24 protein-coding genes, 1 tRNA gene and 1 pseudogene are annotated in these 24,514 nt (G+C 61.8%); 8 read left to right on the plus strand and 18 right to left on the minus strand.

The features are described 5' to 3' along the window. Positions 1–3: 3 nt before the first annotated feature. The 4 genes and pseudogenes from AC3WJP_RS15815 to AC3WJP_RS15830 form a co-directional block, all read right to left on the minus strand. Positions 4–876, minus strand: coding sequence for a formate/nitrite transporter family protein (locus tag AC3WJP_RS15815; RefSeq protein ID WP_493722113.1), 873 nt, complete (start codon positions 874–876; stop codon positions 4–6). A gap of 69 nt (positions 877–945) precedes the next feature. Next, the gene (locus AC3WJP_RS15820) at positions 946–1,848 is read right to left on the minus strand and encodes an alpha/beta hydrolase (RefSeq protein ID WP_493722112.1); all 903 of its coding nucleotides are present in this window, start codon (positions 1,846–1,848) and stop codon (positions 946–948) included. A gap of 78 nt (positions 1,849–1,926) precedes the next feature. Beyond that, a complete protein-coding gene (locus AC3WJP_RS15825; protein WP_493735678.1) occupies positions 1,927–2,802 on the minus strand; it encodes a methyl-accepting chemotaxis protein in 876 nt (291 codons plus the stop codon). Continuing rightward, positions 2,785–3,834: pseudogene (locus AC3WJP_RS15830) on the minus strand (MCP four helix bundle domain-containing protein); the annotation flags it as partial. The gene AC3WJP_RS15825 and the pseudogene AC3WJP_RS15830, both read right to left, overlap by 18 nt. A 21-nt stretch (positions 3,835–3,855) precedes the next feature. Between AC3WJP_RS15830 and AC3WJP_RS15835 the strand changes: the two are divergent. After that, positions 3,856–4,530 carry a UPF0149 family protein gene (locus tag AC3WJP_RS15835; RefSeq protein WP_493722111.1) on the plus strand — a complete coding sequence of 225 codons (675 nt, stop codon included), beginning with the start codon at positions 3,856–3,858 and terminating at the stop codon, positions 4,528–4,530. Positions 4,531–4,595: 65 nt separating this feature from the next. Continuing rightward, positions 4,596–4,672 (plus strand) — tRNA-Val (locus AC3WJP_RS15840). 96 nt (positions 4,673–4,768) lie between these two features. On the opposite strand, the gene AC3WJP_RS15845 is transcribed toward AC3WJP_RS15840, so the two are convergent. After that, positions 4,769–5,395, minus strand: coding sequence for a DcrB/PsbP domain-containing protein (locus AC3WJP_RS15845; RefSeq protein WP_493722110.1), 627 nt, complete (start codon positions 5,393–5,395; stop codon positions 4,769–4,771). A 166-nt stretch (positions 5,396–5,561) separates the two neighbouring features. On the opposite strand from AC3WJP_RS15845, the gene AC3WJP_RS15850 reads away from it, so the two are divergent. Beyond that, positions 5,562–7,007 (plus strand): surface-adhesin E family protein, encoded by a 1,446-nt coding sequence (locus AC3WJP_RS15850; RefSeq protein WP_493722109.1) that lies wholly within the window; start codon positions 5,562–5,564, stop codon positions 7,005–7,007. Here the strand turns inward: AC3WJP_RS15850 and AC3WJP_RS15855 are convergent. From AC3WJP_RS15855 to AC3WJP_RS15875, 5 genes are read right to left on the minus strand one after another with little or no spacing between them, the layout of a single operon-like run. After that, positions 6,992–8,128 (minus strand): MFS transporter, encoded by a 1,137-nt coding sequence (locus tag AC3WJP_RS15855; protein ID WP_493722108.1) that lies wholly within the window; start codon positions 8,126–8,128, stop codon positions 6,992–6,994. The two genes, AC3WJP_RS15850 and AC3WJP_RS15855, sit on opposite strands and share 16 nt — an antisense overlap. A gap of 18 nt (positions 8,129–8,146) precedes the next feature. Continuing rightward, positions 8,147–9,385 carry an ATP-grasp domain-containing protein gene (locus tag AC3WJP_RS15860; RefSeq protein WP_493722107.1) on the minus strand — a complete coding sequence of 413 codons (1,239 nt, stop codon included), beginning with the start codon at positions 9,383–9,385 and terminating at the stop codon, positions 8,147–8,149. Beyond that, on the minus strand, positions 9,382–10,488 hold the full coding sequence (locus AC3WJP_RS15865; protein ID WP_493722106.1) for an aminotransferase class I/II-fold pyridoxal phosphate-dependent enzyme: 1,107 nt from the start codon (positions 10,486–10,488) through the stop codon (positions 9,382–9,384). Before AC3WJP_RS15865 ends, AC3WJP_RS15860 begins: the two co-directional genes overlap by 4 nt. 36 nt (positions 10,489–10,524) lie before the next feature. Next, positions 10,525–11,487, minus strand: a complete 963-nt coding sequence (locus AC3WJP_RS15870; RefSeq protein WP_493722105.1) for a C-terminal binding protein — start codon at positions 11,485–11,487, stop codon at positions 10,525–10,527. A gap of 29 nt (positions 11,488–11,516) precedes the next feature. Further along, entirely contained in the window at positions 11,517–12,692 is a 1,176-nt protein-coding gene (locus AC3WJP_RS15875; protein ID WP_493722104.1) for a KamA family radical SAM protein, read from the minus strand. Between the two features lie 331 nt (positions 12,693–13,023). Here AC3WJP_RS15875 and AC3WJP_RS15880 point away from each other — a divergent pair, with 331 nt between their 5' ends. Together AC3WJP_RS15880 and AC3WJP_RS15885 are read left to right on the plus strand one after the other, a co-directional pair. After that, positions 13,024–14,439: an aminotransferase-like domain-containing protein gene (locus AC3WJP_RS15880; protein ID WP_493722103.1), complete on the plus strand. Its 1,416-nt coding sequence runs from the start codon at positions 13,024–13,026 to the stop codon at positions 14,437–14,439. Positions 14,440–14,536: 97 nt separating this feature from the next. Continuing rightward, positions 14,537–15,043 carry a hypothetical protein gene (locus tag AC3WJP_RS15885; RefSeq protein ID WP_493722102.1) on the plus strand — a complete coding sequence of 169 codons (507 nt, stop codon included), beginning with the start codon at positions 14,537–14,539 and terminating at the stop codon, positions 15,041–15,043. Between the two features lie 106 nt (positions 15,044–15,149). Here the strand turns inward: AC3WJP_RS15885 and AC3WJP_RS15890 are convergent, their stop codons facing one another. Then, on the minus strand, positions 15,150–15,494 hold the full coding sequence (locus AC3WJP_RS15890; protein WP_493722101.1) for a hypothetical protein: 345 nt from the start codon (positions 15,492–15,494) through the stop codon (positions 15,150–15,152). A gap of 2 nt (positions 15,495–15,496) precedes the next feature. Beyond that, positions 15,497–15,667, minus strand: coding sequence for a hypothetical protein (locus AC3WJP_RS15895; RefSeq protein ID WP_493722100.1), 171 nt, complete (start codon positions 15,665–15,667; stop codon positions 15,497–15,499). Between the two features lie 335 nt (positions 15,668–16,002). Here AC3WJP_RS15895 and AC3WJP_RS15900 point away from each other — a divergent pair, with 335 nt between their 5' ends. Both AC3WJP_RS15900 and AC3WJP_RS15905 read left to right on the plus strand, forming a co-directional pair. Next, positions 16,003–17,157: an L-dopachrome tautomerase-related protein gene (locus AC3WJP_RS15900; RefSeq protein ID WP_493722099.1), complete on the plus strand. Its 1,155-nt coding sequence runs from the start codon at positions 16,003–16,005 to the stop codon at positions 17,155–17,157. Positions 17,158–17,180: 23 nt separating this feature from the next. After that, entirely contained in the window at positions 17,181–18,017 is an 837-nt protein-coding gene (locus AC3WJP_RS15905) for an aldo/keto reductase (RefSeq protein ID WP_493722098.1), read from the plus strand. Between the two features lie 179 nt (positions 18,018–18,196). Here the strand turns inward: AC3WJP_RS15905 and AC3WJP_RS15910 are convergent, their stop codons facing one another. From AC3WJP_RS15910 to AC3WJP_RS15925, 4 genes are all read right to left on the minus strand, one after another. Continuing rightward, positions 18,197–19,828 carry a methyl-accepting chemotaxis protein gene (locus AC3WJP_RS15910; RefSeq protein ID WP_493722097.1) on the minus strand — a complete coding sequence of 544 codons (1,632 nt, stop codon included), beginning with the start codon at positions 19,826–19,828 and terminating at the stop codon, positions 18,197–18,199. Between the two features lie 173 nt (positions 19,829–20,001). Beyond that, positions 20,002–20,421, minus strand: a complete 420-nt coding sequence (locus AC3WJP_RS15915; protein ID WP_493722096.1) for a GFA family protein — start codon at positions 20,419–20,421, stop codon at positions 20,002–20,004. A gap of 127 nt (positions 20,422–20,548) precedes the next feature. Then, on the minus strand, positions 20,549–20,710 hold the full coding sequence (locus AC3WJP_RS15920) for a hypothetical protein (RefSeq protein WP_493722095.1): 162 nt from the start codon (positions 20,708–20,710) through the stop codon (positions 20,549–20,551). Between the two features lie 114 nt (positions 20,711–20,824). Next, positions 20,825–21,721 carry a LysR family transcriptional regulator gene (locus AC3WJP_RS15925; protein WP_493722094.1) on the minus strand — a complete coding sequence of 299 codons (897 nt, stop codon included), beginning with the start codon at positions 21,719–21,721 and terminating at the stop codon, positions 20,825–20,827. Between the two features lie 99 nt (positions 21,722–21,820). Here AC3WJP_RS15925 and AC3WJP_RS15930 point away from each other — a divergent pair, with 99 nt between their 5' ends. Then, complete coding sequence (locus AC3WJP_RS15930; RefSeq protein WP_493722093.1) at positions 21,821–22,651, plus strand: SDR family oxidoreductase; 831 nt, start codon at positions 21,821–21,823, stop codon at positions 22,649–22,651. 141 nt (positions 22,652–22,792) lie between these two features. Here the strand turns inward: AC3WJP_RS15930 and AC3WJP_RS15935 are convergent, their stop codons facing one another. Together AC3WJP_RS15935 and AC3WJP_RS15940 are read right to left on the minus strand one after the other, a co-directional pair. Next, on the minus strand, positions 22,793–23,134 hold the full coding sequence (locus AC3WJP_RS15935) for a hypothetical protein (RefSeq protein WP_493722092.1): 342 nt from the start codon (positions 23,132–23,134) through the stop codon (positions 22,793–22,795). A 118-nt stretch (positions 23,135–23,252) separates the two neighbouring features. Beyond that, a complete protein-coding gene (locus tag AC3WJP_RS15940; protein WP_493722091.1) occupies positions 23,253–23,777 on the minus strand; it encodes a BRO-N domain-containing protein in 525 nt (174 codons plus the stop codon). Positions 23,778–24,514 lie beyond the last annotated feature (737 nt).

Consider the following 24,514-nt stretch of genomic DNA (forward strand, 5'->3'; position numbering starts at 1 on the left):
TGCTTAAGCGCCTTGCGGTGGAGTATCGCTGCGCACCTGGGCGTGGCTGATCAGGGCGAAGATGAAGCTGCCGCCGATGATATTGCCCGCCAGGGTCGGCGCCGCGAAGTGCGCCCAGAACTCGACCCAGCTCAGTTCACCGGCCCAGACCAGATAAGACACCTCCGCCGAGCCCACCACGATGTGGGTAAAATCCCCCAACGCCATCAGATACGTGACCATCACGATCAGCCAGATCTTGGCATCCTTGACCGAGGGAATGATCCACACCAGCGTGGCGATCATCCAGCCCGAGATGATGCCCTTGGCGAACATCGGCCATGGCGCGTTTTCCATGACCTTGCGGCCGATCTCGAGGAAGGCTTGATCGGTCTTGGTATCGAAGATCGGCAAGTGCAGCATCACGTAGGACACTAGCAAGGTGCCCATCAGGTTGCCCACCAACACTACACCCCATAGCCGAAACAAGCGGCCGAAGTTCTCCAGCGTCGGTTTGGTCATCACCGGCAGCACCGCGGTGAGGGTGTTTTCGGTAAACAGCTGCTGGCGCGCGAGGATGACCGCCAGGAAGCCCGCACAATAGCCGAAGCTGGCGATCACCTTGAAACCTTCGGCATCCGGCAGCCGCGAGTTGAGCAACCCCATGGCCATCAGCGAAAGGCCCATGGTCAGCCCCGCCGCCAGCGCCGACCAGAACAGTGCGGCAAAACTGCGCTCCAGTTCATGATCACCCTGGCTGCGGATGATCTCGTGCAAGACCGCGGCGCGGGCGGGCTGTTGTTCGTTGGCTTCCTTCTTCTCGTCCTGGGACAAGCCTGGCGTTTCGCCGTCCTTGTGGGGCTCGGGGGAGGTATCGCGCTGCGGCCTGGAGTCCATGCTGAATCCTTGAACGTTGAAGTCATTCGGGGTTCTAGCAAAGACTGTGGCGGTGGTGGGTTAGTTGCGTCAGCCGGCGCCAATATCGGCATTCATCTTGAACAACTGGCGAATCGCTTCAGCGTACTGCCGGCTGCCGACGATCATGCTGTTGTTGTGGGTGCCACCGGGAATCAGCAGCAGCTTCTTCGGCGCCATGGCGGCGTTGAACAATTCTTCGCTCAGGCGTGGCGGGATGTATTGATCCTCGGTGCCGTGGACGATCAGCACCGGCATGCCGATGTCGGCGATCTTGTCGATGGAATCGAATTTCTCCGAGAGAATCCAGCGCACCGGCAGCGAGGTCTTGATCACCGCCTGAGCCGCAGCGCCCATATCGGTGAAGGTCGACTCGATGATCAATCCCGAGGCCTTGGGCAAGTCTTCCTTGTCGATATGTTCGGCCAGGTCTATGGCAATCGCGCCGCCTAGCGAGTGGCCGTAGATCATGCGTTTGCCGGCATCGGGCTGCAGTTGTACCAGGCGTTGCCAGGCGGCCTGGGCATCCTGGTAGACGCTGCGCTCGGAAGGCAGGTCGCCGGGGCTCTGGCCGAATCCTCGATAGTCGATGGCCAGCACCGCGAAGCCCATGTTGTGCAGCGCGGTAATGCGGCCCAACTGGGCGGTCAGATTCCAGCGCGTGCCGTGCAGGTACAGCAGGGTTGGCGCATTGCCGGTGCGAGCGGGCCACCACCAGGCGTGCAGGTATTGGTTGCTGCTCAGGGTCTTGTCGATCGGGATATCGAGCTCCTGCATGCCGCTGGGGATGCCGGTGAACCAGCCAGCGTTGCCGGGCTCGATGCGAAAGATCAGCTCACGCTCTTTGTGCGCAAGTTGCGAGCACCCGTAGGGCAAGCCCACGCCGATGAACAACGCCAGCAACAGCAGGGGCAGCCAGCGACGGCGTGGGGCGGGGGCGGCGGGAGTCGGCATGGTACGGGCCTGGTACGGTGGAATGGCTTCCAAGATGGCGAAAAAAGCCGGAAGCGGCAAGCGCTGGAGCGTATCGAGTTACAACGAAAACCGCCCGAGCATGCCATTGAGTTCTACCGCCAGCACCCCGAGCTCCTGACTCGCGGCGCTGGTCTGGGCCGCACCCGTGGCGCTCTGCAGCGACAGATCGCGAATCCGCACCAGATTGCGATCCACTTCCCGCGCCACCTGCGCCTGCTGCTCGGCGGCGCTGGCGATCACCTGATTGCGCTCATCGATGGACGCCACCGCCTGGGAAATACTGCCCAGCACATCCTTGGCTGCCTGTGCGCGTTCCCGCGTGCGCCCCGCCTGGCTGGCACTGGCCGCCAGGGCCTGGACGGCCAGGCCGGTGCCCTGATGAATACCGCCCATCATCTGCTCGATCTCGCGCGTCGAGGCGCCGGTGCGGTGGGCCAAGGCCCGCACTTCGTCGGCGACCACGGCAAAGCCGCGGCCCACTTCCCCGGCGCGGGCGGCTTCGATGGCGGCATTGAGGGCCAGCAGGTTGGTTTGCTCGGCGACGTTGCGAATCACATCCAGCACCTTGTTGATACCGGAAGTCTGCGTGGCCAGATCCTGAGCGCGGGCCGCTGCCTGCTCGACCTGATCGGTGAGTTCGCCGATATCGGCCATGGTCTGGTCCAGTTGCGTCTGACCCTGACGCACCGCGGCGCTGGAGGCCCGGGATTCGCTCGAGGTCGACACCGCGTTGCCAGCCACTTCTTCCACCGCCTGGCTCATCTGCGTGACCGCCGTGGCCGCCTGCTCGATCTCGTTGTACTGCTGCTGCATGCCGTCGGCGCTGCCTTGCATGATCGCGCCCATCTCGTGGGTGGCGGCGTTAAGGCGTGTCACCGCGCCGCCGATCTGGCTGATCACGCCGTGCAGCTGGTCGCGCATGTGGCCCAGCATCTGCAATAGTTGAGCGGCTTCGTCTCGGCCCTCGGCGTGCACGGCCTGGCTGAGATCGCCGGACGCCACGGTGTGCGCTACCTGCAAGGCCTGACGCAAGGGCCGAATGATGCTGACGCTCAGGCGCCAGGCCAGCAACAGCGTGATCAGCAGCGCCACTGCAATCGCAATGGGGATGACCAGCCGCGACTGCGCATCGGTATGCGCCGACGCCGACAGGGCATCGGCGGTGGCCTGCTTGTTCAGCTCGCGCAGCAACTGCACCTGCATGTCCATCATCGCGCCCTGATTGCCCAAGGCGCCGTTGGCCATGGCATTGGCTTCGGCGCCGCGCTTCTGTTCGATCAGACCGATGGCATCCTTGAGAGGCGTGAGGAACTGCCGATAGGCGTCCTGCAGCAACATGATCGAGTCGTGCTCGGTGCCGGCCTGCACGTTGGCCAGGTAATCCTTGAAGCCCTGATTGACCTCATTCGCCAGTTGCTCGACGTTGATCTTGCGGTTCACCGTTTCGCCCGGATCGTTGGCGTAAGCCAGCAGCAACGCCGCTTCCAGCCGCAACTTGACCAGATCGATGGCAATGGCATCCGCTTGAGCGATGCTGGACAGCGGCCCACGCTCGATCAATTCGCCCTGATGGCGGATTTTCTGCATTTCCAACAGACAGAAACCACCCAGCGCGCCCATCAGCAAGGCGGTCAGGGTGAAACCGGCAAGCAGGCGCGGGCCGATGGCCATGCGGCGTAGCAGGGGGCGACTGACGCGGGGGCGAAGCAATCGAGCGATTAAGGCTTTCACGACATGAACCTGAGTAATCCAACTGTTCATGGGGTTGTAACAAAACAAGATGATGGCTTTATGACACTCGATTGACGTCAATGCCTTGAATGCGGTTTTTCGTCCGCCGGTGTGTGCTTTTCGACGTTCTGCAACATTGCTGTGAGCAACGCGGGCAGCAATAGGCCACAATGTCGGCTTTCCCATGGGCGCGATGACCTTCCCCGGTTGCGGCATGCCCGGCGGTATCTCCATTTCTGCAAGGCGAGCGTTTCAATGAACACCCCTCTCAGCACCGAACCCTTGACCGACGACCAACTGGATGAACTCCAGAGCGCGCTGGATAGCTTCCAGAACGAAGATTCGGTGCGTGATATTTCCGAACTCGACGGCTTTTTCACGGCGCTGATCTCCAGCCCGGAAATCCTGCCGTTCAGCGTCTGGTACAACGCGCTGTGGGGCAATCCCAAGGCCCTGCCCAAGTGGAAGGACGACAAGGCCTTCGATCGCTTCGTCAACTTGCTGGTCCAGCACATGGGCAACCTGGAGCTGGTGATTACCGAGCACACCGAAGAGTTCGCGCCGATCTTCAATGAAGTGCTGGACGACGACAACGAAGACGCCGATGGCATGCCGAGCCTGCAGGAATGGTGCTACGGCTACCGCCGCCTGGCCGACAACTGGCCGAAAATGCCGGAAGACCAGGACGTGATGCTGTCGCTGATCGTGCTGCAGTCGCTGGGCGATGACGCCTATGAAGAGGGCGAGGTGCCTGAGATCGACGTGTTCACCGCCGCCGACATGATTACCGCCGCCGCCGTGCAGTTGCACGAGTACTGGGCCGAGCAGCGGCCGACCCACACCCCGGTGCGCGCGGGTGAAAAGGTCGGGCGCAACGACCCTTGCCCGTGCGGCAGCGGCAAGAAGTTCAAGCAGTGCTGCGGGGCCTGAGGCGGCTTAGGTTGAAACTAGCCGTTGACAGCTTCGTATAAACCCGTAAAATCCCGCGCCACAGCAGGCACGTAGCTCAGTTGGTTAGAGCACCACCTTGACATGGTGGGGGTCGTTGGTTCGAGTCCAATCGCGCCTACCAAACAAAATCCGCTCTGCTGGGCGGTAACGAAAAGGGCGACCCGAAAGGGCCGCCCTTTTTTGTGGGCGCTGGTTTCTTGATGCTTTCGCCGATGGCTTATTTAGCGGCCGGCGGCTTGCCACTCACGATCTGCTGCACGAAGGCGTCGTGGCTGCTCTGGTCGGCAGCGCGGGAAACCACTTCCACGGCGGTCATGCGCGCGCCCGAGCCGGCGACCAGGGTGGTGGTGATGGTCTTGCCGCCGCCCATGGTTGCGCTGCTGTCGATCTGGCGCACGCCGAGGGTATTGATCTTCATGCTCTTCTCGCTGACTTTCTGATAGTCCGGCAGCCCGGCGCGTTGCTGGCTGGACAGGCCGGCGGCAGCGCCGTCGAGAAAGGTGTCGTCGTTGTCGCTGACTTTGGTGCCATTGGGGATCGGCGATTCGGTGACGATGATCACCCGCTTGAGTGCCTCGTTGAGGTACATGGTGCCGCTCGCGCCTTCGGTGCCGTGGGCCGCATCGCCGGCCGGCAGCGGGTTGGCGGCGTAACCGGCGGGCAGGGTGAAGGTGAACTTGCCGCCGAGGGTCGAAACCTTCAGCGCCACGGCGGACGTGCCGCTCGCTGCGGCTTCCTTGGCGGGCTCTTGCTTGTGCTTGCTGGCGGCGTGGCTGGTGAGGGGCGAAAGCGCCGCGAGCAGAGACAGGCTCATGGCAGCGAGGAGCGGGCGATGCGACAGCATGGGCAGAGTCCTTTGACAGGTAAACGTGGTGCATGGATGACCGGGTGGAATCATCCCATATCGCATGGGTCTAGAGCTCATCGAAAATCGCTGCTTGCGTAAGGTTGCCGACGCCCGTCGCACCACTGATAGAATCTCACCCCCTGCCCATACCGGAAGCTTTTGCATGGAAGGCCGTCTCGCCTCGTGTCACCGTCTCGTCCTGGTCGTCTCGACGCTCGCGCTCATGGCCGGCTGCAGCCATACGCCGCCAGCCCCAGAGCAACCAACGTCGCCGGGCCTGGCGGTGTTCCAGGAGGCGGTGGCGTTGCCAGCGGTGGCCAGCTCGGTGGTGCGTGAAGGTGATCAGGTCTCGTACCTGGTCAGCCGCCCCGCCAGCGGCGATCAACCAGAGACGCTGATCGCTCGTTTCAATGCTTCCTGCACCCAGGCCCGAGGCCAGATGATGTACCCCACCGGCGGCGGCATGGCGTTTTTGGCGGCCATGCCGCGCAAGATCGGTGACGAGTCGCAGCTGCCCGCCGAGCAACTCGACCAGTTGCGGGGCAGTGCGCAACTGCACCAAGCCTGTGCAGACAACCCGCCTGCCAATTGGCGAACGCTCAAGGGCGAGCCGGGTCAGCAGTGGCTGCTGCTCGATGGCGCGAGCCTGCACCGTGAAGGTCGCGAAGTGCTGTTCTGGGGCGCCTACGATTACCCGCGCGAACAACTCGACAGCCAGCGCAGTGGCTACTACGTGCAGCGCCGCGAGCGATTTGCAGCGGATTGCCAGCAGCAGCGGTTTCGGCGCTTGAGCGCGTTTTATGTCGATGCCGACAACGGCGTCGGCGCCGGCCAGGTGTTGCTCGAAACCCCTGCGCATCCGCTGGCCGATGCCACTGTCGACGAGCGCCTGTTGTTGCAGAGTGTCTGCGCGGCGCCGGGCAGCCTGGCATCGCTGCCGCGTTTTGACGGGCGGATCAAAGCACCGGCCAAAATGCCCATCCCTCCCGTCGCGGCGCCTGTGACTGAAGCGGTGCAAGGCTTGATGTTGCCGCCGCCGCCAAAACCGCTCAACCGCCTGGGGCTGGTGTATGACGCCACCGTGCTCAAGCGCAAGATTGCCGACAACGAACAGGCGCAGTGGTTTTTCAGCACTGACCCGGCCACGGGTCAGATGGTGATCCAGAAGCGCGGCCTGACGGCAGCGGGCAATATCGAAGTCAGCTTCAGGGGCCTGATTCCGTTATCCGCAGCCATTTCCGACCCCACTGCCGAAGGCCCGAAGGCCAATGTGATTGCCTTGACCTGGCTGCGCTTCGAGGGTGACTGGCAAAACCTGCCGGTCGGCAAAACGGTCAGCTACACCCGGGCCTACAAGCCCCTGGTAAACGGTGAGCCGAAGCTGGGCGACCTGATTACGCTCTATTGCTCGGTCGATAGCGAGCAGCCGGCCAGTACGCTGAATCCTGCACTGCAAGGCACTGCCAAACAGGTCACCTGCAAAGGCGAGAACGAGCGCGCCACGGGTGTTGGACATTACGCCTACTTCGGTGCCTACGGTTTGTTCTTCCCGCTGCGCACGGTGGACCAGATCAGCGATTGGGCCTGGCGGATTCAAGCGGTCGAGTAGCTTCGCCCCCACACGATCCCTACCACCAGCGCGGCAGCCACGGCCGCCATTGTGAACAGGGCGCCGGCATGCCCTTGCGCCACCAGGTACACCCCCAGGGCAGTGGCAGCGGTTTCGGCCAGCGCCCAGGTGAAGGTCAACACCGCCATGGCGAATGCCGGGCGCCCTGGGAACAGCTTGATCGACATCGATTGATACAGCGGTCCGAAGATCATCTCGGCGAAAGTCAGCAACAAGATGGCCGTCACCATCGCGGTCATCTTTTGCGTGGCGAACAGCAGTGCATACACCCCGATGGCCAGCGCCAGGTTGGCCGCGATGATCAGATCGCGACGGTTGTGCCGGGCACACAGGCGGGTGACGGGGATCTGAAGGATGACGATCAACACGCTGCTGGCGGCGAAGAACAAACCGATCTGCTGCGCCCCCAGACTGTTTTCGGCATAGAACGGGAACACGTTGTAGAACTGCGCGAAGGCAAAGAACGACAGGAAATTCATTGTCAGAAAGCGCACTCGGCTCTGGCTGTTGACGGCTTGCGCCTGAGGAGCCGACTGCTCGCTGCAGGTCTGCGGCCGTTGCCGAGGGGTGACGCGCATGCACAAGGCGACGGTGGGCAGGCAAAACAGCAAGGCGAACGCCAGGTATCCATTCGGCGCGTGGGCGAGGACCAGGGCCGACAGGTAGGGCGAGATGCCGGCACTAAGGTTGAGCGCGACGTTTTCCTTGGAGAAGGCAGTGACCGTGTCCTCCTTGGTGTTGCCGCTGGCGATGAAGGTCAGTTGCGTCAGGGTCGATACCGAATTGGCGATGCCCAATACTGCAACGCCCGCCAGCCACGCCGCCAGCGAATAGAGCTGGTGCAGGTGCAGCCATTGCAACCAGATGATCGCCGCCATCAGCAGCACCTGCGTGCCGATCATCGCCGCGCGAAAATCCCAGCGGCCGATCCAGCGAGCGAACAACAGGGCACCGGCTCGGTTGGTCATGGCCAGAGTGCCGGCGATCAACGCGATGTCGGCGGCGCTGAAGGGAGCCGAAGTCGCCAACCACACGGCGAAAAAGGTGAAGAGGATGCTCCATGCGCCCCAGGTGAAAAATCGGATGATGTAGAGGGACATGGGGCTTCCTGTGGTGCATCAGTCCAATGTGAACGCAGGCGCCAAGGTGCCCTTGTCGGTGCGTACGGTGATGCCGTGAATGTCGGACAGCACGTCTTCTTCCCGGCCGCACAGCAGGCCTACCCAGGCATAGTCCGACGTTCCCACCTTGGGGACCTGACTGCCTTCGACTGCGAATTGCGTATGCTGGCCGCGCGTCTGGGGCAGGTGCAGGCGCTCCAGGGTGCTGGCTTCGGGCAGGCCATACCAGATGCCCAAGGTCGCCTGCGGGGCCAGGCGGGCACTGGCGCACAGCGACAAAGGGCAACTGGCGCGCAGCAACGGCAGCAGCAACACATGGGCCAGTAACTGTCGGGGATCGATACTGTGGGCCAGGGCCACTTGTTCGAGCACCGTGGCGCCGCCGATGCGACCGATATTGGCGTCCACCAGATAGACGCTGGTGGCGGTCTGGATGAATTCGCAATGAAAGTAGCCGTACTGATAATGGGCGCGGCTGACCAGCGCTTCGACGCAATCCCAGCCGCGGGCGATGATGGCCTGGCTGAGGTGATCGTCAGCCGGGTATTTGCTCGCTACCTCGGTGAAGCCGATACGGGAGCGACTGGAGATGCCCAGGCGACGTACCCAGCCGGCTTCGACAAAACCTTCGAAACTCAGAAGGCGCCCGCTCATTTCCTGTTGCAGCACCCACTCGGTGTCGCAGCCATAACCGCTATGTTGCAGATGAGCCGCCAGGTCCGCCTTCAAGGTGCCGCTGGTGGGTAGATGCCGCAGCCCCAGGCCCCCAGATGAGCACGCTGGCTTGAGCACCAGCCTGGGTCCCCAGTTGTCGACCTGACGCAAATTCAACGAACGTAATTCACGGCTCTTGAAGTTGAGGCTGGGCGGGCTGTATTCGGGGATCAGCGACAGCACGCTGTGCTTGTGGCTCAGCCAGGCCAGCACAGGCCCCGGGGATAGCCATTCGAATTCCTTGGCCAGGGCTTCCACCAGCGTGAATTGCTCGTCGAACAAGGTGGTGACCGCGACTATTTCGTTGAAGGCGATGGGATGGACACGGATGTAATCGATGACCTGAGTGATGGTCGTGGTATCGACTTCGTGGATTTCCAGGTTATCCAGGTAGCCCTGTATCTGTTCCGGGAAGCGGCCCCGGCGCGCCAGAAGCACCGGTTGGTAACCGAAGGGTTCCAACGCCTGCACCAGGTACTTGAGAGCAACGCAGCCAATGCCGGTAATCAAAAGTTTTTTCATGGCAAGGATCTCCTCGGGCGGGCGAAGATCAGCTGCGCGATCTGTGGGACGAAGATGTCGGGTTGCAGGGTGATGCGGATCAGACTCTGGCCGTTGATAGCGTTGGGCTTGCTGACGCTGACACCCAGTTCGAGCAAGGCCCACTGCAACTGGTTGGCGGCCTCGGGCTCGGTCATGCACAGGGTGACGAAGTTGGTGGCACTGGGCAGGCAGGTCAGCCCGGCTTGCTCGGCGTGCTGCAGGAAGCGCACGCGCAGCTGGAGGGTTTCTGCGCGTAACTGGAGGCTGTACGGGGTGTCTTCGAGTGCTTGCTCGGCTAGCCACTGGGACAGTCCGCAGACCGAATAATGGATACGTGCTTGCACGAGATACTCAAGCAACGATACCGGCGCCATGGCATAGCCGATGCGTAGCCCGGCCAGGCCGTAGGCTTTGGAGAAACTGCGCAGTCGTACGGTATTGGGCCAGAGGCGCACCGGGTGCGCCTCGTCGATGGCGAATTCCAGATAAGCCTCGTCCAGCAGCAGCAAGGTCTCTTCGGGCAGCGCCTGAGCGAAGGCCTGGATGGTCTGCTCGTCGTGGTAGTGGCCGGTGGGATTGTCCGGATTGGCGAGGTACAGCACCTTCGGGCGGATATCCCACGCAGCCGCAAGCAGACCGGGCAGGTCGGTGCGCAACTGCATGCCGTTACCGGCGTAGGGCATCTGTCTGAGGTGCAAGCCCTGGGCACGGGCGAAGTATTCGAAGGTGGGATAGGTCCCGGTCGAGGTGAGCACCCGGTCCCCGGGCTGTGTGAAAGTGCGCAGCGTCAGATGGATCAGGCTGTCCGCGCCGGCATCCACCAGCACCTCGTCGATAGCGACGCCTTTGTGTCGACTCAGCGCCAGGCGCAGGCTATAGGCGGCCGGGTCAGGGTATTCGCGGCAGCGGTCGAGGAACTCTTCACGATAGGTTCGCAGCCACTGGCCGGGATGAATCGGCAGCGCCTCGTTACCGCTGAGGCGGCTGATGATGGCCCGGCCCAAGGTGCGTTCCAGTGCCGGGATACCCGGGAACGGGTTTTCCAGGTTGTTATCGATGAATTGCCGGGCGGCAATGGGCATGTCGAAGCTCTCTGTGCAGTAATCGAACGCGTGGATTTAGTGCGGGTTGACCAGGTTGCGGTGCCAGCCGCTGAGCAGCAGTTGCAGCACGCAACGGGCTGCCTTGGTGCGCAATTCGCCCAAGGCGCGATCCGAGTAGAAGGCGACATGAGGTGACCACAGCACCTCTTCGCCTCGCAGCACCGCAGCGGGCAGGCAGGTTTCGTCCGCATGCACGTCCAATCCAAGGCCACGCAGTTGCCGCCGTTGCATGGCGCTTTCCAGGGCCTCGGGATCGATCAATCCGCCTCGAGCGGTGTTGATCAGGAACTTGCCATGCAGGTGCTGGAGGCTGTGCTGGTTGATGAGGTGCCGGGTATCCGCATTCAGCGGCGCGTGCAAGGTGACCAGGTCGGCATAATCCAGCAGGTCATGCAGGGTTTCGCAGCGCTTGAGCCGCAGGGTCTTTTCCCAGCCGCTGCCAATGTGCGGATCGTGGAAGGCGACATCGCAACCAAACGCCCGGAAGCGCTGCGCCACTGCAGCACCAATGCGACCGAGTCCGACGATACCGACGCGCAGATCGGCGAGCCGCGGGATGGCGCCGACATCGCGCCAGTCCCAGCTACCGCCACGCACCACGCGGTCACCGGTCTTGAGCTTGCGCAACAAGGCCAAGGACAGCGCCAGGGTGTGATCGGCGACTTCGTCGGTGCCATAGTCCGGCACGTTGGCAACCAGGATCTGGCGGCTGCGGGCGTAGTCGAGGTCGATGTTGTCGAACCCCACCGCCGCTCGCACGATGGCCTTGCAGCGGGTGAACCGACTCAAGGCTGAACGCCCCAGCGGCACCAGATGCCAGGAAATGATCGCATCGCATTCCAGCGCCCTGGCGGGTAACTGGTTGACAGTGTCGACGTGATACAGCTCGACGTCGGCGTATTCCTTCAAATACTGATACTCGAGGTCGGGCTCATTGACGTAAGCGTTGAGGACTGAATCCAGAATGATGATTTTCATGGGGGCTTTCCGCTCAGGTCTGGTGTGGGTCATTGCGGGAACACGCAATGGGCGCCCTGCCAATTGGTGAAGTGCATGAACTCGTTGCCCGACCCATCCAGGCGCAAGCGCGGCGCCGGCTTGTCGAGGTCCAGGGGCACGCTGTATTTGCCTTGGCGATGGGGCAGCACGAACTCCGGTACCGCCAGGTTCGAAAGCCGTCGCTTCATCTGTGCTACCAGCGCGATACCGCGGCTCAGCGGTGTGCAGAATTGTTCCGCGCCCGGCGAAAACGGCATGAACTGATAAAGGTAGTGGGGCACGATGCCCAGTCTGTAGAGGCGCATGCACAGGGTTTTCAGCTGCGGGTAGTTGTCGTTGATACCGGCCAGCAGCGGCATGTTGGCGAACAGCACAGGCACGACCTTGTGCAGACGCGTAGCGGCATCGACGAATGCCTCGGTGATCTCCCGGGAATGGCTGATGTGCAGACCGACCGCGCTGACTTGCCATGTTTCCAGCAGCGCCAGCAGCGCGTCGGTGATGCGGTAGGGGTTGAAGGTGAGGGCGCGGGTATGCAAACGGATGATGATGTCGGGGCGGTGTGCACGCAGTGAAGCCAGCAGCTCGTCGAGTCGTCGATCAGACAGCATCAAGGGCTCCCCGCCGCTCAGGATCACTTCATCGACCTCGGGATGGTCCACCAGATAATCCAGAGTGAGCTGCCACTCGCTCTTCTTGAACGCCTGCTTGTGGCTGTCGCGTTCCAGCGTGCGCAAGGCTTCGTAGCAGAACTGGCAATAGGCATGGCAGATGTTGGCAGTGCGCACCAGCACTCGGTTGTCGTATTTGTGCTGGCAGATGGGGGTGACCATCTCGCCGGGCAGCTCCCAGTTTTCTGCCGTGCCGTCGTAGGCGAAGGCACTGCCGGGGAAACGCTGGTTGCGCGAGCGTAGTGGCCACAACGGCGCCACTTGGCGCCAGAGCGGATCGTCGGGCAACGGGCAGGCCGTGGCATCGGTTTCGATCAGGCTGGCGAGGTAGGGCGTGATCCCTAGTTTGCGGGTGCCCAGGTGCTCGATGATATTGCTCAGCTGTGGCGTATCGCGCAGGCCTGGGAACACCTTGAGCAGGTCGTCTGCGGATTGCAGCATATTGCGCTGTTGCCATTGCCAATCGTGGACATCGGCGGGCGGACGGGGGGCGAGCATCTCCAGCGGGATCATGGGCAGGGCGTCCTTGTTCTGTGGGGCCGGTATGAGTGCCGATCAGTGGCAGGGCCGTAAAAGTGCCGGGAAGAATACCGCCTCGGGGAGAGGCTTTCCCTGACAGAGCGGTGTCAGATCTGCCGGCTGTTAGACAGGTCTTTCTAACAGTACGGATGGGCCGGCGAGCGGCTATTGTTGAAACACTTGGTCGCAATAGCGCGGTTGCCCTTGGGGTCTATGCCCCCCTAACGTGGCGCGGTCGGTCAATGCGAAAGGAGCTTCGCCCGTGCAGTTCAATGGAAGGCTCAACAGAACATCCTCCACGCGCAATTCCCCCTTGTACCCGTCCATGAATATTGCCCGCCGCCCCTCGCTCGCGGCCGAGCAACTGGCGGCGCGACTCACCCAGGAGATCGCCGAAGGGCGCCTTGTGGGCGGGGAGAAAATTCCCTCCATCCGGCAAATGGCGGCACAGCTGCGCATCAGTTTTCATACTGTGGTGATCGCTTACGAACGACTTGAGGCGCAAGGCATCATCAGCGTCGAGCCGGGGCTCGGCTATTTTGTCGCGGCAGCGGGCGCGCCATTGCCCGCCTGCGCGAAGCCGGTGACCAAGGGCCCGCTGGACCCCCACGGTATCAAAGCGTTCTGGCAGTTGTTCCATGGCAATGACCAATGCCTCAAGCTGGGTTGCGGCTGGCTCCCTGCAGACTGGCGCGATACCCAGGCACTGGCTCGGGTGGTGCGGCGAACGGCCAATTTCGCCCATAGCTCACTGGTCGACTATGGCGATCCTGCCGGCTACCTGCCGTTGCGGCAAAAGCTGGTGGCGCATCTGCAGCCCAGGCTCGGGGTGGCGCTGGCGCCTGATCATCTGCTGACCACCCTGGGTGCCACTCAGGCGCTGGATTTGATCATTCGTCATTACATCCAGCCCGGAGATCGGGTTCTTGTGGATGACCCCTGCAACAACAATCTGGTGCAACTGCTGAAGCTGCGCGGGGCAATCATTCTTGGCATTCCTCGCGGTCACGACGGCCCCGATCTCCCTGCGGTGGCCGCACGGCTGGGGGAGGGCAGGGTCAAGGCATTCTTTCTCAACTCCAGGCTGCATAACCCCACGGGTACCTCGCTCAGCGATCACGGTGCGTTTCGCCTGCTGCAACTGGCCAACGAGCACGACCTGCTGCTGGTAGAAGACGACGTCTATGGTGACTTCTGTTCCGCCGGCCATAGCCGTCTGGTGGCCCTCGATGGCTTGCACAAGGTCATCTACATCGGCAGTTTTTCCAAGACGCTTTCCGCCAATCTGCGGGTGGGATACATCGTTGCGCCACCGGCCGTGATCCAGCCGCTGGCGGATCTCAAGTTGTTGACCAGCGTTGCCGTGCCGGGGTTTTGTGAGCGCTTCGTCAGCGCCACGCTTGCCGATGGCAGCTACGAGCGGCATCTGCGCCGAGTGCGGCGCCAACTGCAAAGCGCTCAGGCCATGGCGCAAAAGCATCTGCAGAGCTGGGGCTGGGAATTGTTCCATGCGCCGACAGAGGGCATGTTCCTGTGGATTCGGCATCCGCAACTGCCGTGTCTGGAGGCCTTTATCGAAGCCGGTTTTCATCGAGGCATTCTACTGGCCCCGGCGACCTTGTTCAGTGCCCAGGGCGAGCCCGGCCCTTGGCTGCGAATCAATGTCGCGCACTTTCATGCCGACCAGGCTCGGCCCTTGTTCCATTGGTCCGGAACGACTTCGCCGCCGGTGAAAAGTTGAAATTGTCCTACAGGAAATGCCGCCTTTGCCGATAGCCATTACAAGCAGGTGAACCCCTGCCGCGAACTCCCCGTTTCAACTTCTTCAAGGATCCACCATGGCCAAGTCCCTAGCGCCGATGACCGCGTCTCAGTGGTTCGATCTGTTCGAGCACGGCTTGCGTTCGCTGGGTGACCGGCTGCCCCAGGCACTGCGGCTCAATGGCTCGGGCGAGCAGTGGATCCAGGCGCAGTTGAGCCTGTACGCCTGGTATCAGCACGACATGGAAATCTGGAGCGGCGACCGTACCGCCCAGGACCTTCCCGGTCGGCTGTTCACCCACGATCAGCAAATGGCGGTGGAGATCAAATACCTGCGCAAGCCCCAGCGCCCGCGCCAGTTGACCACCACACAACTGGATCGCCCGGCGGCGGTCAATGATTCCAGCTTGTGTGACGATATCGAACGGCTCAAATCCCTTGAGGGTTACCAGCACCGGTTCATGCTGGTGGTCTCCACCGACGACATCGATAACGCTGCCGACATCGACCCTTTGACCCAAGGCGCGATGATGCAGCGCCAATTTGCGGTGGCCGGCGGTTCGATTCGCGTGTGCCAGCTCTGAAAGTCCCCGCCAACAGGAATTTTTACGCTGGTCGATTTCGAGCTGTCGGGACCGGGCATGCAGTCCATCGCCGATCTGGCGAGACCGGGCGGCAGGATCCTGCGATTTACGAGGAGCTTTGATCGGGAGTTGATATCAGGCGGGGGGAAGGTGACGTGTTTGCGACCTTTACCCGGCCAAACCTGGGAAAGGTTTCATTCAGCACATACGCGGCGCCGACACAGCCGGCCAATGCGATGGTGAACTTGGATGTCGTCGCCCAAGCCATCACCTGCGGGCTGAAGACGGTGGCCCCGAGGACCATGAAAGGGAAGATCGTGCAGCCGTTCAGTAGTGTTTTCGGCACGTCTGCCCGGGTCAGCTGAAAACCTTGCAGCACCCATCTGGCGGGTATGCAAGCCAGGCCGACGCCGATGGTCCAGGCGTCGATATTGGTGCCCAGGATATCCATCCTCAGGCAATAGCCATCGACTTGAACACCGCCAGCGTCGCGGCCGCCCCCAGCACCGAAGCTACGGCCGAAGGCGCCATGGCCGAGGTATCGAAGCCCAAAGCGCCAGCCACCGCAACGCCGACCAGTGCGCCGGAAAAAATCAGTCGAAGGGTTTTCAGATTGATCTGCATGGTGATTTCCATTCGCCGTCTACGGGCTCCGATAAGGGCAGGGCTCAGCCCTGTTCAAGGATGGACCGAAGCTAGTTGGAAAGTGGCAACGAGGCAATGGCCGACGCTGTAGGACTTTTCTGAAAAGCCGTTGTTGCCCTGCAAACACTCATCCAACGGAACTCCCTGCACCAACAACCTTCAATAGTTAAATCGGAGCTAAAAATATCGTCACCAAGCGTGAGGCACCAGAAATCTATAGTTGAGCTTCGTGTGCAGGCCCTTCGGGCTTTTTTTTGCACTTGATCTGAAACCGGTTTCAGTCCTTTATCCACCTCAACGATGTAGGTCCGTACGTGAACAACCTGTCTTTGAAACCCCTCTGCCTCAGCCTGATGATGGCCATTGCGCCACTTGCCGCCCATGCCGAAACTGCGGACCGCAGCCAGGTCCCCGTGGGCTCTCTGACTGAAGTCGCCGCCTTCGCCGGCCCCGGCCCATCCGGCATCGTGGTCACCCCGCAAGGTCGCACATTCGTCGGCTTCCCACGGCACGCGATCGACCACCCAGGCATGACCCTCGGCGAGCTGGTCAACGGCAAACTGCAGCCCTATCCTTCAGCCCAGATCGCCGAGCCCTCATCGCTCACCGACGCGCAACGCTTGATCTCGGTCCACGGCATGACCCTCGACACCCACGGCATGCTCTGGCTGATCGACGACGGCAAACACGCTGGCCATGACGGTATCGCCCCGGGCGCCGCGAAAGTCGTCGGCATCGACCTGAACACCAACACCATCGCGCATTCCATCGTTCTCAAAGATGCACTGCGCCAAGACAGCCACATGAACGACCTGCGCATCGACCTCACCCACGGCGCCCAGGGCACCGCGTTTGTGGCCGATTCTTCGTTCGGCGACTCACCGGCCATCGTGGTGGTCGACATCGCCACCGGCAAACAGCGTCGCGTGCTGAGCAGCGATCCTTCGGTGGTCCCGCAAAAAGACTTCGTCACCCAGCTCGACGGCGTACCGATGCGCTATGAAGGTGGCAAATCGCTCTTCCCCCATGGCGGTGTCGACAGCGTTGCGCTCGCCCCGGACAGCTCGCGCCTGTACTACTCGCCGCTGACCAGCCGCCATCTGTGGAGCTTGCCGACCGCCGCGCTGGCGAACTTCAACCTCGACGACAAAGCGCTGGCCAAAGAGATTCGTGACGAAGGCGAAAAAGTCATGACCGACGGCATGGACATGGACCGCCAGGGCCGCCTGTACCTGACCGACGCCGAGCACCACCAGATCCTGCGGCGCTGGCCCGATGGCCACCTCGATGTGGTGCTTCGTGACCCGCGCCTGGTGTGGCCGGACGGGTTGTTCGTCGCCGGCAACTCGGTCTACGTCACCCTCGGCCAATGGGACCGCCTAGGCAAGAACGTCGACACCCGCAAGCCGCCATATCTGCTGATCCGTACTTCCACGGATGGTACGCCCAACTTCAACGCACAACCTTGAACCCTAGAAAAGGAAGCCTCGCCATGACCATTCCTGCCATCACCCTCAACGACGGAACCTCGATCCCTGCTGTCGGTTTCGGTACCTACAAACTCAACGGCCAGGACGGCGTGAGTGCCATCGTCAATGCCATCGACGCCGGCTACCGGCTGCTCGACAGCGCTGTCAATTACGAGAACGAAGGCGCGGTCGGCGAGGCGGTGCGCCGCAGTCGTATCCCACGAGAAGACTTGCGTATCGCTTCCAAACTGCCCGGCCGCCATCATGCCTACGACCAGGCGCTGACCTGCATCGAAGAGTCGTTGTGGCGCACGCAACTGGGCTACATCGACCTCTACCTGATGCACTGGCCCAACCCCAAGCAAGGCCTGTATGTGGAAGCCTGGAGTGCCTTGGTCGAGGCGCAGAAACGCGGCTGGGTGAAGTCCATCGGCGTGTGCAACTTCTTGCCGGAGCATCTGGAAAAGATCATCGCTGCCAGCGGCGTGACCCCGTGCATCAACCAGATCGAACTGCACCCGTACTTTCCGCAGCACGAGCAGTTGGCCTGGGACAAGGCGCACGGCATCGCCACGCAAGCCTGGAGCCCGATCGGGCGCGGCAATGACATGGCCAAGGATCCGCTGCTGCAGCAGATTGCCGATCGGGTCGGGCGCAGCGTGGTGCAGGTGATTCTGCGTTGGCATCACCAGCTCGGCGCGGTGCCGCTGCCCAAGGCCAGCTCGGTGAAACGCCAGCAGGAGAATCTGGCGCTGTTCGATTTTGAATTGACGCCTGCGGACATGGCCGCGATTGCGACCTTGGCCAAGCCGCACGGGCGCACGGCGGATCAGGATCCGGCGCAGTACGAAGAGTTCTGATACGCACCGATTCGATCTGCGACTGCCGCAACGTCTTTAGCGTTACGGCTGGCCTCTTCGCAAGCAAGCTCTGCTCCCACCATGCAAGCCGATCACTAACCTGTGCAAGCCGATCACCAACCTGTGGGAGCAGGGCTTGCCCGCGAAGGGGCCATCAGCCGCGACGCAAAAATCCTGCTCTACACCTTGAACCGCAACACCACATGATTCAACGCCACCGCCAACTGCGACAACTCCCCGCTCGCCGCTGAAGTCTGATTGGCCCCGGCCGACGTCTGCAACGACAGATCACGAATACTGGTCAAATTGCGATCGACCTCACGCGCTACCTGCGCCTGCTCTTCCGTCGCGGTCGCGATGCTCACGTTACGCTCGTTGATCTGCACGATCGCCTGAGTGATCTCGGTCAAAGCCCGCCCAGCCGCCTCAGCCACATCCAGACTGGCCCGTGCGCGCTCGCTGCTATGGCCCATGGCCGTTACCGCCTTGCTGGCACCGCCCTGGATCGAATCGACCATCTTCTCGATCTCGGCCGTCGATTGCTGAGTGCGATGCGCCAACGCCCGCACCTCATCCGCCACCACTGCAAAACCACGGCCGGCCTCACCGGCACGGGCTGCCTCGATCGCTGCGTTGAGCGCCAGCAGGTTGGTCTGTTCGGCAATCCCGCGGATCACGTCCAGCACGCCGCTGATGCCCTGCACCTGCTCCGCTAGGCCATCGATCTCGACCGCCGTCGCGCCCACTGCGGCGTGCAGCTCGTTGATCACGCTGACGGTTTCACCTACACGCTGACGGCCGTTTTCCGCTGACTGGCTGGAGTCCCGCGCTGCCGTCGAAGCCGCTGCCGCGTTGCGCGCCACTTCTTCCACCGCGGCGCTCATCTGATTGATGGCGGTCGCGGCCTGATTGATCTCGTCGTTCTGGCGCTGCACACCGCGCAAGGAATCCTCGGTCACGGCGGTCATCTCTTCCGAGGTGGACGCCAGTTGATTCGACGAGTCCCCCAGTTCGCCCAGGGTGCGGCGCAAGTTCTGCTGCATCACCGACAGCGCCACCAGCAGGCGGCCCGGCTCATCACGGCCTTCTACATCGATCGGCTTGCTGAGGTCGTTGTCCGCAATCTGCTCGGCCACGGCCAGGGCCTTGGCGATCGGCGCCACCAGGCTGCGGGTGAACAGCGCGGCCAGGCCTAAGGTCGCGGCCAGGGCAACGATGATCGCGGCGATGGTGACATTGCGCGTTTGCGCGTAGCTGTCGTCCGCGCGGGCGTCGGATTCGGCGGATTTTAGGTCGGCCAGACGAGATATCTCAACGATGTCCTTGGCCAACGCATCGGCAGCCATGGTCTGCTCGCCCGTGGGCGCCGCCATGCTGTTGGCGACATCGTCACGTTTTTGCTTCACCGCCTCTAGAAAGCGCGAATGCACCTCCAGGTAAGCGGTGAGATGGCTTTCCATACTGGCGTAGGCCTGCAAGCCACGTTCGTTGACCAAGAGCGGTTTGAGTTTATGAATGTCGGCTTGCAGGTCGCTGCGGCCCTGGTCGACGCGCTTCTGCCCTGCAGCGGCGCTGGCATCATCCTGAGCGGCGCGCAAGTTGGTGTTGCCCAAACGGATGGTCAACAAGTCGCTCTTGATCTGCGCAATGGCCTGAATGGTCGGCAACACGTTGTCCTGCAGGGTATCGCGCGCATCTTTCAAACCCGCGGCCTGTTGCAAGGAAAAAAGCCCGAGCGCCGTGATCAACACGGCGAAAAATCCGAAGCAGAGGAGCGAGCGAGGGGCGATATTGAGACTTCTCAGATTCATGTCCATGACCAGTCGAGAGGGAAGAAGGCAATGACACCCTATCGACATGAATCGCTTCACCTTTAGTTATCTAGATGAATTTGTCTCCTGAATCCGACAGACGAAGGCGGCGTCACCTGTCTATTGCATGGCTTAGTGCCACTATTTTGAGGTGCAGGTGGATGATCGACCTATCATTCTCTTGGCACAAATCTCAGCATCCCCAGCACTCCCGAGCTCTTGCCATCCGCGGGATGCGCCATGCCATCGAACACTGGTACCTCGTCGAAATCGAACGGGCTGATCCCCAGGCAAGCCACATTCACCCCGTATTGCTGCGGATTCGAACGGCGCTGGTGATGGGTGTAGATGCCACACTTGGAGCAGAAATAGTGCTTGGCGGTCTTGGTGTTGAATTCATATAAGGTCAACGCCTCGGCCCCGGCGGTGATATGGATATCTTCCAGGTGCGCACTCACCACCACGGCCCCGCGCATTCTGCAGAACGAGCAGTTGCAGCGGCGCAGCGTGTGCAGGCCGTTGCTGAGCTTGACGGTGAAACGCACGGTGCCGCAGTGACAGCTGCCTTCGGTGGGGGAAAGGTCTTTGTTCATGGTCGGGCTCGTTGTGGTGGGACGTCTCCTGGTTTTAGCAGAGTCCCGGCGTCTTGCGCAGCCCTGAATAACATGCGATCCATATCCGTCACTGGAGCCAATGCCTCGGCATCATCCAACTGCACGCTCACCTGCGCACGGGCGTGCCTGCAAATGCCGAGAATTTAACGTCAGCGAAGGCTTCAACCGCGCCTGGTTCAAAGAAGCTTTTGTAGTTTGGTGATTTTTGCAGGCGTGCCAGCTTGGCCAGCGCCTCGGCTTTGCAATCAGGCTTGGTATCGGACGTCATGGTTGCTGCCCTTGCGCAGGAGAGCGACGGATACTAAGCCATCGAGAATGGCGCCGTATGGTGTTTCTGCATTTGATGTGGGCAGCAGCTACGCCTGACGAGCAGTGTTCTCCCTCAAGCAAACTCCCGCACCACCTCGATAAACGCCCGCAACCCACTCGGCACATGCCGATGCCCCGGGTAATACAAGAACAGCCCCGGCACCGGCGGGCACCAGTCCTCCAGCACCCGCACCAGCCGCCCGTCCTGCAGATACCGCGCCACCGTATGCTCCGGCACATAGGCAATTCCCAGCCCGCGCGCCGCGGCATCGGCCATGATCTCCAGATTGTCCAGCGTCAGGTTGCCGGACACCTCCAGCGTCAGCGGCTGCCCGTACTGCTCGAACTCCCAGCGATACGGCTTGCCGCTCGGCATGCGGATGCAGATGCACTGATGGCCGCGCAGATCGTCCGGCGTGACCGGCGCCGTGCGCGTGGCCAGGTAGCCGGGCGACGCCACCGTCATGAAGCAGGTGTCCGGCCCCAGACGCACGGCGATCATGTCATGGGGCACCGACTCGCCCAGGCGGATGCCGGCATCGAAGCCTTCAGCAACGATATCGATCAGCCGGCCATCGGTCACCAGATCGATCGCCATGTTCGGGTAGCGCGCCAGAAACTCCGGCACCACGGCCTCCATCAAGATCCGCGCCGCCGGCTCGCTGGCGCTGATGCGCAGCACGCCACTGGGCGAGTCGCGGAACTCGTTGACCTCCTCCAGCGCCAGCTCGAATCCGCGCATCAACGGCGTGAGCCGCGCCACCAAGCGTTCGCCGACCGCTGTGGGCGCGACGCTGCGGGTGGTGCGGTTGAGCAGGCGCACGCCAAGGTTGGCTTCGAGCGTGCGCATCATGTGGCTCAAGGTCGAGGCCGACAGCCCTAGCTCCGCCGCCGCCTTGCGAAAGCTGCGATGGGACACGATCAGCGCCAGCGCGTTGAGCTCGGAGAGCGAAGGGGAGGGTAGATTCATGGGTATCTTTCACCAGTGCATCCGGGATTCGCCGGATAGTAACAGCAGTGCACGCGGGCTAGGGTGAAGCTTCTGATAGCTGATCGAGAGGGCTGGAGCATGAGCACCACATGGTTGATAACCGGCAGTTCGTCCGGCATAGGGCGCGCGTTGGTCGAGCAATTGCTGGCGCGCGGGGACCGGGTGGCGGCGACGTTGCGGCGGCCTCAGGCGTTGGGTGAGCTGCGCGAGAAGTACGGCGAGCAGCTATGGCTCGGGGAGCTGGATGTCAATGATGCCCCTGCCATCCGCCGCGTGGTGCAGCAGGCGTTCGACGTGCTCGGCAGGATTGATGTGGTGGTGAGCAGTGCGGGCTATGCGCTGTTTGGCGCGGCTGAGGAAGTCAGTGATGAGCAGATCGAGCAGCAGTTGCAGACCAACTTGATTGGCTCGATTCAGCTGATTCGCGCGTGCCTGCCGCATCTGCGCGAGCAGGGCGGCGGACGGGTGTTGCAGGTGTCGTCGGAGGGCGGGCAACTGGCTTATCCGAATTTCAGCCTGTATCACGCCAGCAAGTGGGGGATTGAAGGCTTCGTCGAATCGGTGGCGCAGGAGGTGGCGCCGTTCGGGATTCAGTTCACCCTGGTAGAGCCAGGCCCGACGCGGACCAATTTCGGCGCTGCGCTGGTCAGTCCGCCGGTAATGGATGTTTACGAGCAAACCCCAGCTGGAGAGGTTCGCCGCGCGGTCAAAAGCGGCGCCTTCGCCCTCAAAGGCGATCCCGAAAAGATGGCCCGCGAGATGATCACCATCGCCAGCGTCGATCCCGCGCCAAAACGCCTGCTACTCGGCAGCGACGCCTATGACCGAGTCCACAGCGCCCTGACCGAACGCCTGGCCGCCCTCAAACAACAAGAATCCCAAGCCCGCAACACCGAACTGGATGAATGAGCATCACCCCAAACACCAGCCGAGCACGCAACACCACCAACCCTGTAGCGAGGGGGCTTGCCCCCGATAGGCCCGCAAAACCACCACCAACCTCACTGACCTATCAAATAGCCTCCGGACGGCAACGTGCACCATTGGCACTCACCAATCCCGCACCCGCGTGCCTTCGATACATTCCTTTACATCCTGATCAATCAAATCACCCGGCTTCAAACACTGCGCCATGGTCTTGCGCGTACCCCGAACGGGCTGCGCCACCGCCATGGCGCCCGCCTGTTGATTCCGCCGCGCCGCGTCCCCGAGCGGGCCAGCAGTACCGGCGAGGTAATCGTTCACGCCCTTGTTGACCGTTTTGGAAAACTCGGTGGCCAGCGGCTGGATGGCCTCGGCCGCTTGCGTCGGTAGAGGCTTGCGCTCGCCAGACACGGCGAAGGCAATAACGGCGGTGCTCAACAGCACGACGGCAGTAATGAATATCTTCATGAACGGGCTTCCTGGCCTTTGACGTCTCGATGCAAACGCCCGAATTCTCGATGAGAATCCGGGCCATCACAATCGTTATTTGGTCACGCTCATTGGTCCCGCGCGCGAGCCACGGCGTTCACGTAAAAAGTCGAGCCGATGCTTTCCACCAGCCCGCTGCTGTCGGCCGCTCAGCCTTGATCTGATCGATCTCGCCGCTCTCCAGCATCTCCGGCAAATCCCGCATGCGCATCCAGGACTCGTTCTGCCAATGCAACAGACTCAGCCGCAACCCCGGCCACTGCATCACGCTCAAACTCGGCGCCGACTCACTGGCCGGCAGCTCCGCATCGCGGATCACCGCAATCACCTCATGGGTCAGCCAATGCCGCAGGCTGCGATTCTCCGGCACGTTGTGGTGGACCAGCAGGGTGTAGGCGCCGGATTCGCTGATCATCAGCGTGTCGTGGCACTTGCCGTATTGCAGGAGTGAGAGCGTGCGGGTTTGGTCCGGGTCGAGTTTGCGGACGGCGTGTTCGTCGAGGAAACGGCCCATCAGGCGACCGAGATCGCGGGCGTGGAACCAGGCTTGGGATTCGAGCCAGAGGGTGTGGAGTGGGCGGTTGTGGCGGGTGAAAAGGGTGGGGGTGTGGGGGTTAGGCATGTTCCATTACCTCTGTGTGATGCAGCTTCTTACGGCTGGGTGTCGGGAGCTAAGAAACCTCACACAGAAGGCCGGACATATTTCCCTTTCGGGTCTTGTATTAGCCCACTCCCGACATAACAGAGTTTTCTGGAGGCGAATTCTAACCGTAGGCTCCAGAAGCCGCATCTGTCGGGTGCGGATGGTCCGCTGTGTGATTGCGTTTCTTAGGCGCGTAAGCAGGGTAGAGGGCATCGATAGCCGGGGCAATGGGGAACCGTGTAGGACATTTCTGAAATTGCATACGTGCCTCGCAAGCTTGGATCCAAAGGCTTTCGGGCCATAGGTTCCTTATTGGGGAGCTTGGACCAAGGGCCCCACCCCTTTAACAGTAGTGGCAATCTGATTGCTGTAAGTGGATTTTCCTACAGGGATGTTCCAAGATGGTAGCGCTCGACCACTTTTTCTTCGGCCCTCCGGGACCGGATCGACCCGAAGCCAATTTTGTGCTCTTCGATTCTTTCAATCGTGAACGTCACACGCTGATCCAAGTCTACGGAACATCCTTGAAGAAGGCGTGATGACTGAGCGTAACCGTCTTCTTCGCACCGTTGGCATTGTGGGCGCATAATAGTGGGTCGCAGCGGCGGTAGGGGCTGCCGTTCTGCCACTCTTCAATCGATCATCTAGTAGCAGCAATTCGGCATAGGGGCAATTGTGATATCAAAGATATCTTTCATACACGCCTGCTACAATGC

Source organism: Pseudomonas sp. GW821-FHT01A09, from assembly GCF_058986725.1.

Coding starts and splice junctions, on each gene's coding strand:
- AC3WJP_RS15815 (WP_493722113.1), bottom strand. CDS start 876: ATGGACTCCAGGCCGCAGCGCGATACCTCCCCCGAGCCCCACAAGGAC.
- AC3WJP_RS15820 (WP_493722112.1), bottom strand. CDS start 1,848: ATGCCGACTCCCGCCGCCCCCGCCCCACGCCGTCGCTGGCTGCCCCTG.
- AC3WJP_RS15825 (WP_493735678.1), bottom strand. CDS start 2,802: ATGCTGGGCCACATGCGCGACCAGCTGCACGGCGTGATCAGCCAGATC.
- AC3WJP_RS15835 (WP_493722111.1), top strand. CDS start 3,856: ATGAACACCCCTCTCAGCACCGAACCCTTGACCGACGACCAACTGGAT.
- AC3WJP_RS15845 (WP_493722110.1), bottom strand. CDS start 5,395: ATGCTGTCGCATCGCCCGCTCCTCGCTGCCATGAGCCTGTCTCTGCTC.
- AC3WJP_RS15850 (WP_493722109.1), top strand. CDS start 5,562: ATGGAAGGCCGTCTCGCCTCGTGTCACCGTCTCGTCCTGGTCGTCTCG.
- AC3WJP_RS15855 (WP_493722108.1), bottom strand. CDS start 8,128: ATGTCCCTCTACATCATCCGATTTTTCACCTGGGGCGCATGGAGCATC.
- AC3WJP_RS15860 (WP_493722107.1), bottom strand. CDS start 9,385: ATGAAAAAACTTTTGATTACCGGCATTGGCTGCGTTGCTCTCAAGTAC.
- AC3WJP_RS15865 (WP_493722106.1), bottom strand. CDS start 10,488: ATGCCCATTGCCGCCCGGCAATTCATCGATAACAACCTGGAAAACCCG.
- AC3WJP_RS15870 (WP_493722105.1), bottom strand. CDS start 11,487: ATGAAAATCATCATTCTGGATTCAGTCCTCAACGCTTACGTCAATGAG.
- AC3WJP_RS15875 (WP_493722104.1), bottom strand. CDS start 12,692: ATGATCCCGCTGGAGATGCTCGCCCCCCGTCCGCCCGCCGATGTCCAC.
- AC3WJP_RS15880 (WP_493722103.1), top strand. CDS start 13,024: ATGAATATTGCCCGCCGCCCCTCGCTCGCGGCCGAGCAACTGGCGGCG.
- AC3WJP_RS15885 (WP_493722102.1), top strand. CDS start 14,537: ATGGCCAAGTCCCTAGCGCCGATGACCGCGTCTCAGTGGTTCGATCTG.
- AC3WJP_RS15890 (WP_493722101.1), bottom strand. CDS start 15,494: ATGGATATCCTGGGCACCAATATCGACGCCTGGACCATCGGCGTCGGC.
- AC3WJP_RS15895 (WP_493722100.1), bottom strand. CDS start 15,667: ATGCAGATCAATCTGAAAACCCTTCGACTGATTTTTTCCGGCGCACTG.
- AC3WJP_RS15905 (WP_493722098.1), top strand. CDS start 17,181: ATGACCATTCCTGCCATCACCCTCAACGACGGAACCTCGATCCCTGCT.
- AC3WJP_RS15910 (WP_493722097.1), bottom strand. CDS start 19,828: ATGAATCTGAGAAGTCTCAATATCGCCCCTCGCTCGCTCCTCTGCTTC.
- AC3WJP_RS15915 (WP_493722096.1), bottom strand. CDS start 20,421: ATGAACAAAGACCTTTCCCCCACCGAAGGCAGCTGTCACTGCGGCACC.
- AC3WJP_RS15920 (WP_493722095.1), bottom strand. CDS start 20,710: ATGACGTCCGATACCAAGCCTGATTGCAAAGCCGAGGCGCTGGCCAAG.
- AC3WJP_RS15925 (WP_493722094.1), bottom strand. CDS start 21,721: ATGAATCTACCCTCCCCTTCGCTCTCCGAGCTCAACGCGCTGGCGCTG.
- AC3WJP_RS15930 (WP_493722093.1), top strand. CDS start 21,821: ATGAGCACCACATGGTTGATAACCGGCAGTTCGTCCGGCATAGGGCGC.
- AC3WJP_RS15935 (WP_493722092.1), bottom strand. CDS start 23,134: ATGAAGATATTCATTACTGCCGTCGTGCTGTTGAGCACCGCCGTTATT.
- AC3WJP_RS15940 (WP_493722091.1), bottom strand. CDS start 23,777: ATGCCTAACCCCCACACCCCCACCCTTTTCACCCGCCACAACCGCCCA.